The organism is Streptomyces sp. P5F9 (assembly GCF_057961495.1).
This window is the reverse complement of record NZ_JBXVPZ010000176.1, coordinates 1-18,893: the sequence shown is the minus strand read 5'-3', so window position 1 is coordinate 18,893 and position 18,893 is coordinate 1. Positions and strand designations below refer to the sequence as shown.

Here is an 18,893-nt window from a genome sequence, read left to right as displayed (position 1 = left end):
GGGCTACGGCGCGTGTCACGGAGGGTGACTGATCGAAATGCGGGGTTTGTCCTGGCGTGTGAATCTGGTCGAGGCCCCACCGAGGGGTCCCACGAATCCCCCCATCAGTACGGGAGTGAACCCACATGGGTATGAAGGACCAGTTCCAGGACAAGGCCAAGGACCTCGCGGACAAGGCCAAGGACCGTATGGACCAGGGCAAGGACCAGGCGCGGGACCGCGGTCAGCAGCGGGAAGAGGACGTTGAGCGTACGGGGCAGGGGACGCGGGAGCGTATGGACCAGGAGATGGACCAGGACTACGACGCGTAGCCGCTGCGCTCGGCTTTAGCCGGTTTGCGTGGGGTGCCCTGTGTTTTGGGGGCGCCCCACGTTTGCGTTTTGGGTGCGTTGTCGGGTGCCGGCCCGGTGGGGGCTGGTCGCGCAGTTCCCCGCGCCCCTAGGTGGGTTGGGGCTGGGCGCGCCCACGCGGCGGAGCCGCAAATAGATACAGCCCCGCGCCCCTAAAAACATCGCCCTCCCCTGTCTTAAGAACGTGGGGGGAGTTTGGGCCTTGAGCGGTCCGGGACGGCCGAGTAGTCCGGCGGGGTCGCCGCCGGGTGGATGGACAGGAGGTCCAGGGCCAGCCTGATTGCGTCGTCCAGCTGTGCGTGGCGGCCCTCTGCCCAGTCCAACGGGGTGCGGAGGATCTCCAAGTCCGGGGTGACGCCCCTGTTTTCCACCGACCAGCCGTACGCGTCGAACCAGGCCGCGTTCATGGGGACCGTGATCACCGTGCCGTCGCCGAGTTGGTGGCGGCCGGTCATGCCGACCACTCCGCCCCAGGTTCGTTGGCCTACTACCGGGCCGAGTTTCAGCAATTTGAACGCCGCCGTGATCATGTCGCCGTCTGACGAAGTCGCTTCGTCGGCGAGGGCAACCACCGGGCCCCTGGGGGCGTTTGAGGCGTACGACACCGGCTGGGCGTTGCGGGTCAGGTCCCAGCCCAGGATGGTGCGGGTCAGCTTCTCCACCACCAACTCGCTGATGTGGCCGCCCGCGTTGCCGCGTACGTCGACGATGAGGGCCGGGCGGGACACCTCAAGGCGCAGGTCGCGGTTGAACTGGGCCCAGCCGGAGCCGCCCATGTCGGGGATGTGGAGGTAGCCGCAGTGGCCGCCGCTCAACTCCCGTACCACCGCCCGGCGTTTGGCCACCCAGTCCTGGTAGCGGAGGGGGCGTTCGTCGATGAGGGGGACTACGGCTACTCGGCGGGCCCTGCCTTCGCCTTCCGCCGGGGTGAAGGTCAGCTCGACCGTTGTGCCGCCCGCGCCTGCCAACAGGGGGTAGGGGCCGGTGAGTTCGTCGACCGGGCGGCCGTCCACGTGGGTCAGGATCGCGCCCTCCCGGATGCCCGTGCCGGCCAGGGGGGAGCGGGCCTTGGAGTCCGAGGACTCGCCGGGGAGGATGCGGGCGACCGTCCAACCGCCTTCCCTGCGTACGAAGTTGGCGCCCAGCAGGCCTTGTCGGCGCTGGTAGTGGGGCGGGCCCTCGTTGCGGCGGGACGCGGTGACATAGGCGTGGGAGGTGCCCAACTCGCCCAGGACTTCCCGGAGCAGGTCCGCGAAGTCGTCCGGGGATGCCACCCGTTCGACCAGCGGGCGGTATTGGTCCAGGACCCCGGTCCAGTCGATGCCGCACATCCGCGGGTCCCAGTAGTACGCGCGGATCAGGCGGCCCGCCTCCTCGTACGACTGGCGCCATTCGGCGGGCGGGTCCACCTCGTGGAGGATGCGGCGGAGGTCGATCCAGACCGTCGAGTCGCTGTCGCCGGACTCGGTGGAGGGGACTGCTCGTAGTTCGTCCTCGTCGACCACGACCAGGCGTGAGCCGTCGCCGCTCACCGCGAACCAGTCGAGGTGGTCGACCAGTTCGGACTTCTTCGCCTTGCTGATGTTGAAGTATTCGAGGGTCGGGCGGCCGCTGGTGTCGTCCGGGTTGGCGAAGGTCTCGCCCAGCGCGCCCGAGATCGGCCAGCGCAGCCAGACCAGTCCGCCGCCAGAAACCGGGTGCAGCGCCGAGTACTTGGAGGCGGAGACGGGGAAGGGGGTGACTCTGCTCTCCAGTCCTTCCACTTCCACGGTCACCGCGCCGTCCGCGCCCTCGTCGTCCTCCGCCGCGTCCAGGCCACCGGCGGCCGGGCGGCCCTCCGGGGTCAGCGCGAACGGGGAGGGCGTGGCCGAGGAGAGGGGGACCAGGTACGGGCGGCAGCCGAGCGGGAAGGACAGGTCGCCGGTGTGGACGTCGTAGACCGGGTCGAAGCCGCGCCAGGAGAGGAAGGCGAGGTAGCGGCCGTCCCGTGTGAAGACCGGATTCTCGTCCTCGAAGCGGCCGTTGGTGACGTCGACGATCAAACGGTCCTTTATCCGCGCCATCTTGATCTGGCGGAGCGAGCGGCCGATGCCCGGGTGGGACCAGGTCAGCCAGGTGCCGTCGGGGGAGAAGGCGAGGTCGCGGACGGGGCCGTTGATCGAGCAAATGAGTTCCGTCACCTCGCCTCCCCCGGACTCCGTCCGGGAGGTGCCCCCAGAGTCCTCCGTGGCGTCGAGGAGCAGGAGGCGTCCGTCGTGTGCGGCGATCGCGAGACGCTCGCCCGCCGTGTCCGACACCAGCTCCAGTACGCGGCCCACCTCGCCGGAGGCGAGTCGGCGGGGCTCGCGTTCGCCGGAGGCGCGGGGGAGGTAGGCGATCTCGATCGCGTCCTCGCCGTCCGCGTCGGTGACGTAGGCGACTTGGCCGCCGGAGCCCAGCATCTCGGGGAGGCGGACCCGTACGCCCGGGGTGTCGGTGATGGTGCGGGCGGGGCCGTCGCGGTGGGTGAGCCAGTACAGGCTGCCGCGTACGACGACGGCGCTCGCGCGGCCCGTCTCGTCGACCGAGATGCCGTCCACGTGCTGGGCGGCGGGTACTTGGTAGGTACGGCGGCCCGCGCGCGGCCCGCTCAGCTGGACGTCGAGCTTGCGCGGGGTCGACACCGCCGACAGGTCGTCGACGATCCACAGGTCGCCGGCGCACTGGTACACGACCCGGGTGCCGTCGCTTGCCGCGTGCCGGGCGTAGAAGGCGTCGTGGTCGGTGTGGCGCCGCAGGTCGGAGCCGTCGTAGGAACAGGAGTAGAGGTTGCCGATGCCCTCGTGGTCGGAGAGGAAGGCGATGCGGCCGTCGACGAACATGGGGGAGTGCAGGTGGCCTTCGAGGTCGGTGAGGAGGCGGCGGCCGTGCAGCCAGAGGCGGCCCATCGCGCCGCCGCGGTAGCGCTTCCAGGCGGCCGGTTCGTGCGGCGGGGTGCCGGTGAGGAGCAGGGTCCGGCGTTCGCCGTCGACGTCGGCGAGCTGGATGTCGGAGACGGGGCCCCAGGGGAGCCGGCCGCCGGGGTCGCCGTCGGTGGGCACCTTGTGGGCCCAGGTGAAATAGGAGAACGGCTCCCCGTGCGAGGCCACGGCGAGGATGTCGCCGTCCGGGGTCCAGCCGCAGACCTGGGTGTCGGCGCTGCCCCAGTACGTCAGCCGGCGGCCGGGGCCGCCCTCGACCGGCGCGAGATGGATCTCCGGGACCAGGCTGCGCCAGCTCGTGTACGCGATGTGGCGGCCGTCGGGCGAGAAGCGGGGGTGGCCGACCTTCGTGCGGTCGACGGTGAGCCGCCAGGCGCGGCCCCGGCCGTCGAGAGGGGCCAGCCAGAGGTCGTCCTCGGCCACGAAGCTCAGGAGGTCGCCACTGAGGTGCGGCAGGCGCAGATAGCTCACCTCCCTATGCTTTTCCGCGGGACGGACCGGAGCAACTTATGAAAAGACACCGGCGTGGCGACGGCGGGGCGGCACCGCGGCCGACTCCGTGACTCAGCACACGTACGAAACGGTTTCGTTTCGTAGAGAGGTGCGCTACATTCGTCATGAACGAAACCGTGTCGTTCGGAGCTGGGAAGGTGAGTCGCATGACTGAGGTCGCAACGGCGCGTCGCAGTCGCATCACACCCGAGCGAGAGGCCGAGTTGTACGCGGCCGTGCTCGACCTGCTCCGGGAAGTCGGCTACGACGCCCTCACCATGGACGCCGTGGCGGCCCGCACCCGGTCCAGCAAGGCGACGCTCTACCGCCAGTGGGGCGGCAAGGCCGAGCTGGTGGCCAAAGCGGTGCGGCACAACAAGCCGGGCGCATCGGCCGCCGAGGTCGACACCGGTTCGCTCAGGGGCGACTTCCACGCCCTGACGATGCGGTCGGACGACTGCGAGATGGAGCAGAACTCCGCGCTCATGCGGGGCCTGGCCATGGCGATGCACGGCAGCCCGGACCTCCTCAAGGCGTTCCGGGAACATCTCATCGAACCCGAGATGACCGAGTTCAAGACGGTGCTTCAGCGGGCGGTCGACCGGGGTGAGATCCGTGCCGACAACCCGGCGATGGAGTACATCGTGCACATGATGATCGGCGGGTTCGCCGCCCGCACCATGATCGACGAGCAGCCGCCCACCCAGGCCTTCCTGCTGTCGTACATCGACGCCGTGGTGCTCCCCGCACTGGGCGCACCCACCACCTGACCGACCCACAACACCCACACAGCACGCCCACCTGACGTAACCGCTCACGTCGTCGGGCCGATCACCCGTGTCCCCAACCGGTTGATCACCCCTGCCCCGAAGAACCCCACGACCTGACCGGGAGTACGCCCTCGTGGCCACGTTCCTCTACAAAGTCGGCCGGCTCGCCTTCAGGCGACGGCACTACGTCGCCCTCCTGTGGATCGCGCTGCTGACGCTCGCGGGAGTCGGCGCGGCCAGCGCGCCCGCAGCGGGCGCCTCCTCCTTCTCCGTACCGGGAACCGAGGCCCAGAAGGCCTTCGACCTGCTGGAACAGCGCTTCCCCGGGATGAGCGCCGACGGCGCCACCGCCCGGGTCGTCTTCAAGGCCCCGGCCGGCGAGAAGCTCGACTCCGGCGCGAACAAGGCCACCGTCGAGAAGACCGTCAAGGACCTCGGCGACGGCTCCGAGGTCGTCTCGGTCGCCGACCCCTTCAAGGGCAAGGCCGTCAGCAAGGACGGCACGGTCGCCTACGCGTCCGTGAAGTACAAGGTCTCCGGCATGGAGCTGAAGGACGCGTCGAAGGACGCCCTGAAGGAGACCGCGCAGCAGGCACGGGCCTCCGGACTCACGGTCGAGGTCGGCGGTGACGCGCTCACCGCGACCCCCGAGACGGGCTCGACCGAGATCATCGGCATCGCGATAGCCGCCGTGGTCCTGGTCATCACCTTCGGCTCACTCCTGGCAGCCGGATTCCCGCTGCTCACCGCGCTGATCGGCGTAGGCATCGGCGTCTCGACGATCACGGCACTGGCGAACGCCCTCGACCTGGGCACCACCACCTCCACCCTCGCGATGATGATCGGCCTCGCGGTCGGCATCGACTACGCCCTGTTCATCGTCTCCCGCTACCGGGCGGAACTGGCGGAGGGCCGCGAACGCGAGGAGGCGGCCGGACGAGCGGTCGGTACGGCGGGCTCGGCGGTGGTCTTCGCGGGCCTGACGGTCGTGATCGCACTGGTCGGCCTGGCGGTCGTCAACATTCCGATGCTGACGAAGATGGGCGTGGCCGCGGCCGGCACGGTGGCGATAGCGGTCCTCATCGCCCTCACCATGATCCCGGCGCTGCTCGGCTACGCCGGCAAGAAGATCAAGCCCACCGGCCAGAAGAGCAGGCTCCTGGGCGGCGGCCGCGCGGTCTCGGCCGAGAAGGCGTCCCGCCCGAACATGGGCACCCGCTGGGCGAGCTTCGTCGTACGACGCCCGCTGGCGGTGTTGCTGCTCGGCGTGATCGGACTCGGCGCGGCGGCGATCCCCGCGGCCTCGCTCGAACTGGGTCTGCCCGACGACGGTTCGCAGCCCACGTCCACGACCCAGCGCAGGGCGTACGACCTCCTGTCCGAGGGCTTCGGCCCCGGCTTCAACGGCCCGCTGATGGTCGTCGTCGACGCGAAGGACAGCAAGACCCCGAAGGCCGACGTCACCACGGTGACCGACAAGATCAAGGCTCTGAAGGACGTCACCACGGTCACCCCGGCGACCTTCAACAAGGACGGCGACACCGCGACGATCACCGTCGTCCCGGACTCCAAGCCGTCGTCGGTCACGACCGAGGACCTCGTCCACGGCATCCGTGACGCGGGCGCGGAGGTCAAGGCGGACACGGACTCGTCGGTCCTGGTCACGGGCACGACGGCGATGAACATCGACGTGTCGCAGAAGCTGAACGACGCGCTGATCCCGTACTTGATCCTGGTGGTGGGCCTGGCGTTCTTGTTGCTGATCGTGGTCTTCCGCTCGATCCTGGTCCCGCTGAAGGCGGCCCTCGGCTTCCTTCTGTCGGTCATGGCGGCACTGGGCGCAGTGGTGGCCGTCTTCCAGTGGGGCTGGCTGTCGGGCCTGATGGGCGTGGAGGAAACCGGCCCCGTCATGTCGATGATGCCGATCTTCATGGTCGGCGTGGTCTTCGGACTGGCCATGGACTACGAGGTGTTCCTCGTGACCCGCATGCGCGAGGCCCACGTCCACGGCGAGAAGCCGAGCCAGGCGATCGTCACGGGCTTCAAGCACAGCGCCCGGGTGGTGACCGCGGCGGCCGTCATCATGATCGCGGTGTTCTCCGGCTTCATCAGCTCCAGCGAATCCATGATCAAGATGATCGGCTTCGGCCTCGCGATCGCCGTCTTCTTCGACGCGTTCGTGGTCCGCATGGCGATCGTCCCGGCGGTGCTCGCGCTGCTCGGCAAGCGGGCGTGGTGGCTGCCGAAGTGGCTGGACCGGATACTGCCGAACGTGGACGTCGAGGGTGAGGGCCTGCGCGAGCTGGACTCCAAGGACTCCGACCCCGACGAGGACCGCGAACTGGTACACGCCTGACCTCTGGGTACGGCATCAGCGGACCCCGGCCCGTTCATTCGGCGCCGGGGTCTTCCGTTCCCCCGGCGGCACACGGGAGAACGAGATCGCCCCGCGAGTGCCCCCGCAGCGCGAGCCCGCGGATCCCGCCGAACGCATTTCACGACAGAGACGGCCGGCTCCGGATACCCGACGAGGAGAAGCAGAGCCGTAACGCGCCGCTCGACCGGAGCAAGCCGCGCGACCCACTCCGAAGGCTCATCGGTCAACGCGTCAAGAACAGCCGACGAACACAGAAACGGCAGACCAACGGCCTCCGCCCTGGCGGCAACAGCGCGAGCGACAACGCTGTGATGCTCCCCGACCAGTGATGCTCCCCGACCAGCGCGACCACGCCCTGACCGGCCAATTCGTCTACGGCCGCCACGGCTGTCTTGGGATCAGCGGCAGTGTCCCGAACCCCCAACTCCAGCCCGGCGAGCAGGTGTTGACCCGCCTCCACCCACCCAGGCCGAGTCGGCGGAACGAGCACGCCGATCCGAACGGCCGGTCGTGAAGCGGTGGGCGGGTGGCGTACTCGTGATGTCGCGTCTCCCGTACGTCGATTCCGGCGCGGCTTCGATAACCTCCCGGGGTATGACCACTCTGTCCGAACGTCCCAACACCGCGCTGCTGTTGATCGACGTGCAGGTCGGCGTCGTTGCCGATGCGTACGCGCGTGACGCGGTCGTCGCCAACATCGCCGGGCTCGTCGACAGGGCCCGTGAGGAATCCGTGCCGGTCGTCTGGGTCCAGCACTTCGACGAGAACGTGCCCCAGGGCAGCGAGGCCTGGCAGTACGTCCCCGAACTGACCCGCCGCGACCCGGAACCCCTCGTCCCCAAGAGCTACCCCGACTCCTTCGAGGGCACCTCCTTGGAACAGGTACTGGCCGAGGCCGGAGTCGGACGCCTCGTGGTCGCCGGCGCTTCCACCGACGCCTGCATCCGCTCCACGATCCACGGCGCCTTCGTACGCGGCTACGACGTGACGCTCGTCAGCGATGCCCACACCACGTCGGACTTGAGCGGGTGGGGTGCGCCGCCGCCGGAGCAGGTCATCGCCCACACGAATCTGTACTGGAAGTACCACGAGGCGCCGGGACGTACGGCTGCTGTTGCTCAGGCAAAAGAAGTCACCTGGGCGTAGGGCCACTCGCTTCTTGGCCAGTGTCGTGCTTCCACGGCCCGAGTAAAGGGCGCTCCCTGCGGTCGCGTCGCCTGCGGCGATGGCCCTGCGGGCCACCCTTGACTAGGGCCGCTCCAGCCCGTTGGAGAAGCGAGCGAGCGGCCCGGAGGAACGGGTGGCCGGGGAGCCATCCCCTTGCCTGTACTGCCTTGCCGGCCGGTGTGGAGGGGGCGCGTTCGCGTCTCGCCAGCACGCCGGGAGGGCTTAGCGGCTACCCGCCGGTGGGGCGCGAGGGCGCGCTGCCGTCTCGCCAGCACGCCGCCTCGGCTCAGCGGCCAACCCTGAGTGAGTGGGCGGGTGGGTGGTTGCTGGAAGCTGGGGGCAAATCTAACCACCTTCATGACACTTGACCGGTTAGAAAAGTACACAGCCTCCAGAGGTGGCTGAGTCGGGAGCGGAGGAGACTGGCCCGCGAAGTCCCCACCGGCAGACAGCCGCTAAGCCCACCCGGCGTGCTGGCGAGACGCGAACGCGTTCCCTCACCCCGGCCCGGAACGCAGCCCACCCGACGGGAGGTGTGCCTGGGCCACCCATGCCTCGGGGCCGCCCGTTCGCTTCTTCAACGGGATTGCGGGAGGTGAGTCAAGGGTGGAGCGGAGCGGAATCGGCGTAGCCGACGCGACCGGAGGGAGCGCCCTTTACTCGGCTCCCGGAATCCCGACACTGGCTGAGAAGCGGGCGGTCCGACGGTCGGAACTCAGTCGCAGGCCCAGTGCACCCACCGCTACCGTGCCCCCATGAGCATGAACAACACCGAAGACGACAACACCGGCGCCAACCCCCGATTCGCCGAGGCGCTACGGGAGTTGGGGCTCGGAGATCTGCTCGGTCGTATTCGGCGCTTCCCGGACGCCACCCGTACCGCAGCCGAGGCCGCCGCCGCGATCGGATGCGAGTTGAGTGAGATCTGCAAGTCCCTGATCTTCGCGGCGGACGGGGTTCCCGTGCTGGTGCTCATGGACGGGGCGTCCCGGGTGGACGTGGAGCTTGTCCGGCGGGAGCTCGGGGTCGAGAAGGTCACGCGGGCCAAGGTGGACGTCGTACGGGAGACGACGGGGTATGCCATCGGAGGTGTGCCGCCCTTTGGACACCGTACGAAGACTCGTGTGCTCGCGGATCGTTCGCTGCTCGCGCACGACGTCGTGTGGGCGGCCGCAGGCAATCCGCATGCGGTGTTTCCCATGGAACCGAAGGAACTTGTCGCGTACGCCGGTGCCACCTTGGTGGACGTGCGCGAGCAGATCTCGTGACGCCACTGGTCGCCGCCGCCGTCCTGCTCGCCGCTGTCACCCACGCCTGCTGGAACGCCCTCGCGCACCAAATCACCGACAAGCTGGTCGGGTTCACGCTCATCACGGGCGGCGGCACGGTCATCGGGCTCGCCCTCGTGCCGTTCACGGCCTTTCCGGACGCAGGCGCGTGGCCGTATCTCGGGGCATCCGCGATCATCCATCTCGCCTACACGCTGCTGCTGATGAAGTCGTTCCGGCTGGGGGACTTCGGGCAGGCGTATCCGATCGCGCGCGGTACCGCGCCCCTCGTCGTCACGGTCTTCGCCGCCGTCTTCGCGCACGAGGTGCCGGACGGGTGGGCGGCGGCGGGTATCGCGCTGTCGTGCACGGGGCTGACCGGTGTCGCGCTGTGGGGAATGCGCGGGCGGCGGCCCAACTGGGCGGCGATCGGGGCCGCGTTGGCGACGGGGCTGTCGATCGCGGCGTACACCGTCGTGGACGGTCTCGGTGTGCGCGCCTCGGGGTCGTCGCTGGGGTACATCGCCTGGTTGATGGCGGCGGAGGGGTGGATGATCCCGGTCTACGCCTTCTCTCTTCGACGCGGTCAACTCCTCTCGGAGCTACGGCCGTTCGCCGCAGTCGGCTTCCTCGGTGCCGCCTTGTCCGTGCTGGCGTACGGACTCGTCCTGTGGGCCCAGACCCGCGCGGACCTCGCGCCCATCGCCGCCCTGCGCGAATCGTCGATCATCGTCGGGGCGGCCATCGGGGCGGTCTTCTTCAAGGAGCGGTTCGGGGCGCCCCGTATCGCCGCCGCCGTGCTGCTGGTGGCCGGGATCGGGCTGATGCTGCGGGCCGGTTGACCGTTTCTCCACCTGGCCTGCCCACGACTTGACGATCCGTTGCCCGGCGGGATCACCAAGTGCTTCGGCCAGGTCCAGGCCGTGCACGGCGACCTCGACCATGCGCGTCAGCAGGAACTCCGACAGGAGCAGCGCGTCGCCGTGCCGGGTGCGCACCGCTGTGCTGTTCGGCCGCATGATCTTGGGCCAGAGCGATCCGAGCCGCGTTGTGTCCGGGGCGAAACGGTCGTCGGGCCGGTAGTACTCCACTGCGGAGACCTCGGCTCGGGTCGGCGCCGTCGGCATGCCCGGCCTTCAGACGAAACGCTTCAACTACCCGCCCCTGATCCATGCCGGGCAAGCTACTCGGCCTGTGTACCCGACCAGGACCAGTTTCGCGGGCCGACGTCTTGGTGATCTCCATACTTTCGGAACCTGGTCAACCCCTCGGCGACCAGACAGGATTGCCGGGAACATCATGTGAAAGCTGGGGGAACAGTGCTGCCACGTTCGATCGGGGCCTTCACGGTCGTAGTCGGCCTTCTCGGCGCGGGCATGGCGCTGGTTCCGTCCGCCGCCCGCGCGGATGGCAGCACGCTGTACGTGAACAACACCTCGACGTCGAACTGCTCCGACAGCGCGGCCGACGCGGGCACGCAGACCCAGCCCTACTGCTCGCTGCAGACCGCCGTCGACACCGCGCGGCCAGGTGACACGGTCATGGTGGTCAAGGGGACCTTCGGGCCTCTCGATGTGAAGACCTCGGGTACCGCGAGTGCCCCCCTCACCATCACCACCGGCACGAGCAAGGTGGTCACCTCGATCGTCACACCCCTGTACGGCTCCGGCCCAGGACTCACTTTCGACCACGTGCACGACGTGGCCTTGCACGGCTTCTTCATCGGGACGAACGCTCAGGCACCGGTCGTGGCGGTCGAGGGTTCCGACAGCGTCACGCTGGAAGGGGACCATCTCGAAGGCGTTTACTCGCCTTCACTGGTAGGCATCGACGGGCAGAGCAGCACGGTCACGCTGAGCCGGGACCAGCTGGATGCCGCACCGGGCGAGGACGGCGTGGACATCGCGGCGGGGGCCGACGGGACCGTCATCACCGGCAGCAAGTTCTCCTACGGGAAGAACACGCCCGTGAACGCGGCAGGTGCGCCCGGCACGGTCGTGGTCGGCAACACCTTCACCGACAACGGCGGTTGCAACACCGCGGTCTCGCTCACCGGTGCCTCGTCGGGTTCGACGGTCGAGAACAACGCCTTCTTCCTCGGAGCCCCGGGCGGCTGCGCGACCTACGGCACCAGCACGCCGGTGGTGGTGTCCTCCGGATCGACCGGCGCAACCACCCTTGACTACAACGTCTCCGAGTCCGAGTCCGGCGGCGCGCTCTACAGCTGGGGCGGCCAGACCTACGCGACCGCCGCCGATCTCCAGGCTGCGACCGGCCAGGGCAAGCACGAGCTGTATGTCGCGGTGGCCGCCGGCACGTCCAGCCTGAACGTCACCCCGCTCATCGACTCCGCCGACGCCGGCGCACCGGACGAGCTCAGCACCGACTTCAACGGAAAGCCCCGCGTGGACGACCCGCTCGTGGCCGACACCGGCACGGGCGCCGGCTACTACGACCGCGGCGCGGTCGAATACCAGGACCCCTACCAGGTGGCGGCGGCGGTCTCCGTCACGAAGGGTCCGGCCCCGCTGTCCGAGACGGTCACGGCGGACGAGACCAATCCCTGGAAGACCGGGATCGCCGGCTACACCTTCGACTTCGGGGACGGCAGCACCCCGGTGGTGTCCGCCACCCCCAGCGTCGCCCACGCCTACACCGCGATCGGCTCGTACACCGTCACGGTCACCGCCACCACGGCCGCCGGGGTCTCCGTCGCCGGCAGCAAGAAGGCCTACGTCACCGCCGCCGCCGAAGCTCCGCTGGTACCCGTCCTGTCGCTCGGCCAGGCCCGTCCGCACAGCAGCCTCACCGTCCAGGCCGATGCCTCCGGTACCACCGACGACTGGAGCATCGCCGACTACGGCGTCGACTACGGAGACGGCACCCCGGCCGCGGACCTCGGCACCAGCGGCTTCGGTGGCCACACCTACGCCAAGCCCGGCACCTACACCGCGACCCTGACCGTCGAGGACGCCGGCGGGAACACCGCCACGACCACCCGGCAGGTCACCGTCGGCAGCGCGTTCGTACCCTTCGGGCCGACCCGGATCCTGGACACCCGCAACGGCACCGGCGCCGCCAAGGCCAAGGTCGGCCCGGGCGCGGTGCTGCGGCTCAAGGTCGCGGGTGTCAACGGCATCCCCGCCACCGGGGTCACCGCGGTCGCCCTCAACCTGACCGGCGTCAACGCCTCCGCCGGCACCGTGATCACCGCCTACCCCGACGGCACCACCCGGCCCACCGCCTCCAACCTGAACCTGGTCCCCGGCCAGGTCACGCCGAACCTGGTCACCGTGCCGGTCGCCCCCGACGGCTACGTCGACCTCTACAACAACGCGGGCAGCATCGACATGGTGGGTGACGTCGAGGGCTACTACAGCACCACCGCCACAGTCACCTCGGGCGGGACGGGCTTCGTCCAGGTGAGCGGCCCGACCCGGGTGCTGGACACCCGCACGGGCATCGGCACCGCCAAGGGCAAAGCCGGGCCGGGCGGGCTGGTCACGCTCACCCTGCCGGCCGGCGGCGCCGACAACGCCTCCGCCGTTCTGCTCAACGTCACCGAGACCAGTGCCACCGCATCCAGCTGGGTCGCCCTGGAGCCGAGCTCCGGCGATGTCCCCACTACTTCCGTACTGGACTTCGCGGCCGGACAGACCAGCGCCAACCTGGTTGTCGCGCCGGTCAGCAACGGGCAGGTCCAGTTCTACAACCGCAAGGGCAGCGTCGATCTGATCGCCGACGTCGAAGGCTATATCGTCTCCGACCCGACGACGTCCCCGGGCGCCCCGGGCTCGCCCTACTTCCCGATCTCGCCGACCCGGGTGCTGGACACCCGCAACGGCACCGGCGTGGCCCAGGGCACACTCGGCGCCAAGTCCAAGCTCAGCGTCAAGGTGGCGGGGCACGGCGGCGTCCCGGCCGGAGTGAAGGCGGTGCTCGTGAACCTGACCGGCGTCAAGCCCACCACGAGCACCTGGCTCTCGGCCTACGCCGACGGATCAGCCCTGCCCGGCAGCTCCACCCTGAACCTCGCCACCGACACCACCCGCGCCAACCTGGCCCTGGTCCCGGTCGGTTCCGACGGTTCGATCGACATCTACAACAGCAGCGGCACCGTGAACGTGGTCGCGGACATCGAGGGCTACTACATCGGCTGACCGCCCACTCCGCGACCCTCGTGTCCGTCGCCGCGCCGGGTGACGCGGGCGGATTGACCGTTCCTTCACCCGGCTTGCCGACGACTTGACGATCCGTTCCCCGCGCGTTCAGACGGCTGTCTGTGCGTGGGATGTGTGGTGTCCCTAGGGTCCCTGAGGATTCGAAAGAGGGGGCTCATGGAGAGACGTCACGTGGTCCGGGCCGGCGGGATCACCAAGTGCTTCGGTGATGTCGTCGCGCTCGACGGCGTCGATCTGGATGTGACGCGGGGACAGATCCACGGTCTGGTCGGGCCGAACGGGGCCGGCAAGACCACCCTGCTCGGTCTGCTGCTGGGCCTTTCCGTCGCCGACGGCGGGCGCCTGGAGATCCTGGGCACGCGGGTCGGGCGGGCGTTCGCCGCCCCGGACGGGGTCGCCGGGTTCGTGGACGGGCCCGGTCTCTACCCCTCGCTCACCGCCCGGCAGAACCTCGCCGCGCTGGCCGCCCTTCGTGGCGGCGACGCGCGGACGGCCGGCATCGACGACGTACTCGACCAGGTCGGGCTCACCGATGTCGCCGACGACCGGGCCCGCGGGTTCTCCCTCGGTATGCGCCAGCGGCTCGGGCTCGCCGCCGCGCTGCTCACCAGGCCCCGGCTGCTCGTGCTCGACGAACCGTCCAACGGCCTTGATCCGGCGGGCAAGAGACATGTGCACCGAGTCCTCACCCGGCTCGCCGCCGACGGAACCAGCGTGGTGCTCTCCAGCCACCGTATGGACGACCTGGAGGCGCTCTGCTCCGAGGTCACCATCCTCGCCACCGGACGGGTCGTCTTCTCCGGCCCGTTGAGCAAGCTGGCCGCCGAGAGCCGTGAGCTTGAGTACCGGTTGAGGACTTCCGATGCGCGGGCCGCGCGTGTGGTCGCCGCCGAGACGGGCGGGGTCCAGGTCGTCGACGACGCCGGGATACGGCAGGACGCCGAGGTGTTCGTCGTGCGCGCGCTCGTGCCCGCCCTCGACGAACTCGTGGCCGGGCTCGTGCGGTCGGGCATCGCGGTGCGTGAACTCGCCCCCGTGGTATCGCCGTTGGAGGCCGCGTTCCTCGCGCTCACCGATCAGGAGGCGGGCCGATGACCGCGATCGCCGTTGCCGAACAGACCGTCACAGCACCCCGCGTCTCCGTGGCGCGCAGCTACCGCTTCGAACTCGTCAAGCTGGTCTCGCAGTGGCGGATCCGGCTGCTGGTGCTTGCGTGTTGGGTCGCGCCCGCCCTCTTCGTCGCGGGGGTGAGCCAGCAGGACACCCTCCCCTCCGACACTCTCTTCGGCCGCTGGATGCACGCCACGGGGTGGGCCGGGCCGCTGGTCATGCTGGGGTTCGCGGGTACTTGGGCGTTGCCGCTGCTCACATCCCTCGTCGCCGGTGACGTGTTCGCCGCCGAGGACCGGCTCGGCACCTGGCGGCATCTGCTGGTGGCGGTCCGCTCACCCGCGCGGATCTTCGTGGCGAAGTCGCTGGCCAGCTTCACCGTCATCCTCGCGCTGGTGGCCGGGTTGGCCGCCTCCAGCACGGCCGGTGGGCTCCTGGCCGTCGGCAACCAGCCGTTGGTCGGTCTCGACGGCCATCTGCTGGCGCCGGGGGACGCGGCCGGCCGGGTCCTGCTCGCCTGGCTGTGTGCCCTCGCCCCGACCCTGGCCCTCGCCGCGATCGGACTCCTCGGGTCGGTCGCGCTGGGGCGGTCCTCGATGGGGCTGCTGCTGCCCGTACTGGTCGCGCTCGCGATGCAGGTCGCCCAGATGCTGCCGTTGCCCGTGGCGGTGCGCCTCGCCCTGCCCGGCTACGCCTTCATCGCCTGGAACGGCCTGTTCACCAGCCCGGCCCAGCTCACCCCGCTCCTGATCGCCGTCGCGGTCAGCCTGGCGTGGGCCGTCCTCGCGACCGCGCTGGCGTATGTGCTGTTCGTACGGCGGGACTTCACCAACCCGGCCTACGACGGTTCCGGGCGCCGCGCGATCACCGTAGGCCTGTTGCCGCTGGCCGCGCTGACCGTCATCACCGTGGGGGCGGTCGCCGTGGCGACGCCGTCGACGGGCTCCGGGATCGAGCAGGACAAGGTGCAGAAGTCCCTCGCGACGGTGTTCGCCCACCTCTATCGCCTCCAGACGCGGCAGCTCCACCGGCCCGCCGTCACCGAGGACCAGTTGCGGACCACGGCCGCGTGCACCAAGAGCGACGGCCAGGCCGCCCAAGAGGGGGCGGGAAACGACTGGCGTTGCATCGTGAGCTGGCATCTCCCCGGGGTCGCGGTCACGGGGACGGCCATATACCAGCTCGACATCACCTCGGACGGGCGGTTCGTGGCGGACGGCGATGGTCCCAAGGAAGTCAACGGCTACTTCCTGGTGCGGACTTCGACCGGTGACGCCCCGAATCCGCTGTGGCAGTTCGACGGCAACGTCGAGCTGCTCGAAACCCAGTGAAGGGAACAGTTCCGTGCAGGTAACCCGCCAGCGTCGGATCAACGAGAAAAACCAGGTCAACCTCTTCGGCAGACACGTCGGCCGCCGGGCACTGCTCGTGACGGCCGGCATCGCGGTCGCCCTCGGTGTCACGGGCACGGCGGTCGCCTCGACATACCAGTTCGGCACCCAGCAGGTCGGCCAGACCACCGCCGACGGCCAGGTCATCTCCAGCGACCAGTACGTCAAGCCGTACGGCAGCCGTACCGTCATCAACGACGGCAAGATCATGTCGTCGACGGTCAGCCCGGACGGCACCCAGCTCGCGGCCTCGATCGCCGACGGCGACGCGTCCCTGGTGGTCATGGACCTGGCCACCGGTCAGGTGAAGCAGAAGATCGGCACCAGCACGGCGGACGACCTGCGCATCAGCAGCGGCGCCGTCGGCCAGGAGGGTCCGACCTACTCGCCCGACGGCAAGCAGCTGTGGCTCGGGCAGGCAGGCGGCTACACCAAGTTCACCGTCAACGCCGACGGCACCCTCGCGACCCCCACCGCCGTCCCCATCGCGGCCGACGGCACCAAGCAGGCCCTCGTGGGCGCGGCCGTGTTCTCACCAGACGGCTCCACCGTCTACTCGGCGGTCAACGGCCAGAACAAGGTGGTCGCCATCGACGCGGCGACCGGAAGCATCAAGCAGACCTGGGCAGTTGGCACCGCTCCGCGCGGAATCGCCCTGGTCGGCGGCACGTTGTACGTCAGCAACGAGGGCGGGCGCCCGGCGAAGGCCGGCGACACCACCATCAACTCCTACGGCACCGACGTGCCCGCGAACCCCAAGACCGGTGCCAGCACCACCGGCACGGTCAGCGTCATCGACACCGCGGACCCGTCCGCCGCCGTCGGCACCATCGCCGTAGGACTGCACCCGACCGCCGTGTACGCGAGCAAGGGCGCGGTGTTCGTCACCAACACCGCCGACAACAGCGTGTCGGTCATCGACACCCGCAAGGGCAAGGTCGTCCAGACCATCGCCACCCAGCCGTGGCCCGAAGCGTCCGTCGGCTACGAGCCGAACGCGGTGACGCTCACCGACGACGGCCGGCTGCTGGTCACGCTCGGCCGCGCCAACGCGGTCGCCGTCTACCGCTACGCCTCCCCGCAGCAGCCCGCCCGCTACGTCGGCCTGCTCCCCACCGACTACTTCCCCTCGGGAATCACGGCCAACGGCAAGCAGGTCGTCGTCGCCAACACCCGTGGCGTGGACGCGCTCCGCCCCGATGCCGCCGGCCACAACACGCACGACACGACGTCGAGCCTGACGCAGTTCACGCTGCCGAGCGACCTCACCATCAGGTCACAGACGGCCAAGGTCTTCAAGCAGAACGGCTGGACGCCCGGATCGGTGAAGACGGCCACGAGCAAGAGCCACGCCAAGGCCGTCCCGGTCCCCGCCCGGCTCGGCGACCCCTCGACGATCAAGCACGTCTTCCTGCTCGTCAAGGAGAACCGCACCTACGACCAGGTCTTCGGCGACCTCCCGCAGGGCAACGGCAACGCCTCGCTCACCCAGTTCGGCGAGAACGTGACGCCCAACCAGCACGCGCTGGCGCAGCAGTTCGGGCTCTACGACAACTTCTACGACATCGGCACCAACTCCGCCGAGGGCCACAACTGGCTGATGCAGTCGGACAACCCGGAGTACACCGAGTCCTCGGCCGGCGAGTACACGCGCAGCTACGACACCGAGAACGACGTCCTCGGCCACCAGAAGTCCGGGTTCATCTGGACCGGCGCGCAGGCGGCCGGCAAGTCCGTCAAGGACTTCGGCGAGTTCCAGTCCCTGGAGACCAAGCCGGCCGGCGCGACCTGGCAGAACCTGTACTGCGACAGCAAGAACATGGCCGCGACCGGAGCGGGGACCGCCTACCCCATCAAGACGGGCTCGGCGATCCCCTCCCTCAACAACGTCTCGGTGCAGGGCTTCCCGCTGTTCGACCTCGACGTCCCGGACATCTACAAAGAGCAGATCTGGCAGCAGGACTTCGAGAAGAACGGCCCGGCGAACCTGAACATGTTCTGGTTCTCCAACGACCACACCGGCGGCCCGGCCAACGCGGCGGCCGAGGTCGCCGACAACGACCTCGCGGTCGGGAAGATGGTCGACAAGATCACCCACAGCACGTACTGGAAGGACTCGGCGATCTTCGTCGTCGAGGACGACTCCCAGGCCGGCCTCGACCACGTCGACGGCCACCGCGCCCCGGTCCAGGTCATCAGCCCGTACGCCAACCACAGCACGGTCGACGACCACTACTACTCGCAGATCACCATGGTCCGCACCATCGAGCAGATCCTCGGCATCCACCCGATGAACCAGCTCGACAGCGCGGCCACCCCGATGTACGGCGCCTTCACGAACAAGCCCGACAACACCCCGTTCACCGCGGTCCCCAACCGCACCTCCCTCACCCTCGGCGTGAGCCCCCAGCCCTCCTGCGGCTCGGACACCCCGGCGGGTGCGCCGACGACTGTCTCCGTACCGGCGGCCGAGAAGACGCTTGCAGCCCAGTGGAAGACCTGGGCCTCCCACCAGCGCCTCACTGGCCCCCACGCAGTCCCCGACTACGCCAACCCCACCCAAATGAACCGCTACACCTGGTACCAGACCCACAACTGGACCAAGCCCTACCCCGGCGACAAGAAGCTCTACACGCCGGATGACGTCCCCGGCGCCTACCTCCCGTCCCCGGAGAACGACGGCTGACGAACCTCTCGCGCCCCTAAAACGGCCCGAAGGGCCTGTTTTAGGGGCGCGGGGAACTGCGCGACCAGCCACGACGGCGCAGCACCCAACCGACTACCAAATCAATCCCTCAGGCAACAGACACCCCCAGCGAGCCCACCC

The 18,893-nt window shown here is 69.4% G+C and carries 11 protein-coding genes and 1 pseudogene; 10 read left to right on the top strand and 2 right to left on the bottom strand.

All coding sequences use genetic code 11. From position 1 onward, the window contains the following. Window positions 1–125 precede the first annotated feature (125 nt). Complete coding sequence (locus AC31A1_RS26055; protein WP_489655648.1) at window positions 126–311, top strand: hypothetical protein; 186 nt, start codon at window positions 126–128, stop codon at window positions 309–311. 215 nt (window positions 312–526) lie between these two features. On the opposite strand, the gene AC31A1_RS26050 is transcribed toward AC31A1_RS26055, so the two are convergent. Then, on the bottom strand, window positions 527–3,781 hold the full coding sequence (locus tag AC31A1_RS26050) for a S41 family peptidase (RefSeq protein WP_489655647.1): 3,255 nt from the start codon (window positions 3,779–3,781) through the stop codon (window positions 527–529). A 188-nt stretch (window positions 3,782–3,969) separates the two neighbouring features. Between AC31A1_RS26050 and AC31A1_RS26045 the strand changes: the two genes are divergently transcribed. Further along, a complete protein-coding gene (locus AC31A1_RS26045) occupies window positions 3,970–4,572 on the top strand; it encodes a TetR/AcrR family transcriptional regulator (protein WP_489655646.1) in 603 nt (200 codons plus the stop codon). A 133-nt stretch (window positions 4,573–4,705) separates the two neighbouring features. Further along, a complete protein-coding gene (locus tag AC31A1_RS26040; protein WP_489655645.1) occupies window positions 4,706–6,928 on the top strand; it encodes an MMPL family transporter in 2,223 nt (740 codons plus the stop codon). An 86-nt stretch (window positions 6,929–7,014) separates the two neighbouring features. On the opposite strand, the pseudogene AC31A1_RS26035 reads toward AC31A1_RS26040, so the two are convergent. Then, window positions 7,015–7,439 (bottom strand): annotated as a pseudogene (locus AC31A1_RS26035) (ABC transporter substrate-binding protein); the annotation flags it as partial. A 104-nt stretch (window positions 7,440–7,543) separates the two neighbouring features. Here AC31A1_RS26035 and AC31A1_RS26030 point away from each other — a divergent pair. From AC31A1_RS26030 to AC31A1_RS26000, 7 genes are all read left to right on the top strand, one after another. After that, complete coding sequence (locus AC31A1_RS26030; protein WP_489655644.1) at window positions 7,544–8,095, top strand: cysteine hydrolase family protein; 552 nt, start codon at window positions 7,544–7,546, stop codon at window positions 8,093–8,095. Between the two features lie 776 nt (window positions 8,096–8,871). Beyond that, window positions 8,872–9,384, top strand: coding sequence for a YbaK/EbsC family protein (locus AC31A1_RS26025; protein ID WP_489655643.1), 513 nt, complete (start codon window positions 8,872–8,874; stop codon window positions 9,382–9,384). Further along, window positions 9,381–10,226, top strand: coding sequence for an EamA family transporter (locus AC31A1_RS26020; RefSeq protein ID WP_489655642.1), 846 nt, complete (start codon window positions 9,381–9,383; stop codon window positions 10,224–10,226). Before AC31A1_RS26025 ends, AC31A1_RS26020 begins: the two co-directional genes overlap by 4 nt. Before the next feature lie 477 nt (window positions 10,227–10,703). Further along, window positions 10,704–13,544 carry a PKD domain-containing protein gene (locus AC31A1_RS26015; RefSeq protein WP_489655641.1) on the top strand — a complete coding sequence of 947 codons (2,841 nt, stop codon included), beginning with the start codon at window positions 10,704–10,706 and terminating at the stop codon, window positions 13,542–13,544. Between the two features lie 177 nt (window positions 13,545–13,721). Beyond that, entirely contained in the window at window positions 13,722–14,660 is a 939-nt protein-coding gene (locus AC31A1_RS26010; protein ID WP_489655640.1) for an ABC transporter ATP-binding protein, read from the top strand. Further along, on the top strand, window positions 14,657–16,006 hold the full coding sequence (locus tag AC31A1_RS26005) for an ABC transporter permease (RefSeq protein WP_489655639.1): 1,350 nt from the start codon (window positions 14,657–14,659) through the stop codon (window positions 16,004–16,006). The genes AC31A1_RS26010 and AC31A1_RS26005 overlap by 4 nt, the downstream gene beginning before the upstream one ends. A 13-nt stretch (window positions 16,007–16,019) precedes the next feature. Further along, entirely contained in the window at window positions 16,020–18,752 is a 2,733-nt protein-coding gene (locus AC31A1_RS26000) for a bifunctional YncE/alkaline phosphatase family protein (protein ID WP_489655638.1), read from the top strand. Window positions 18,753–18,893: the final 141 nt, after the last annotated feature.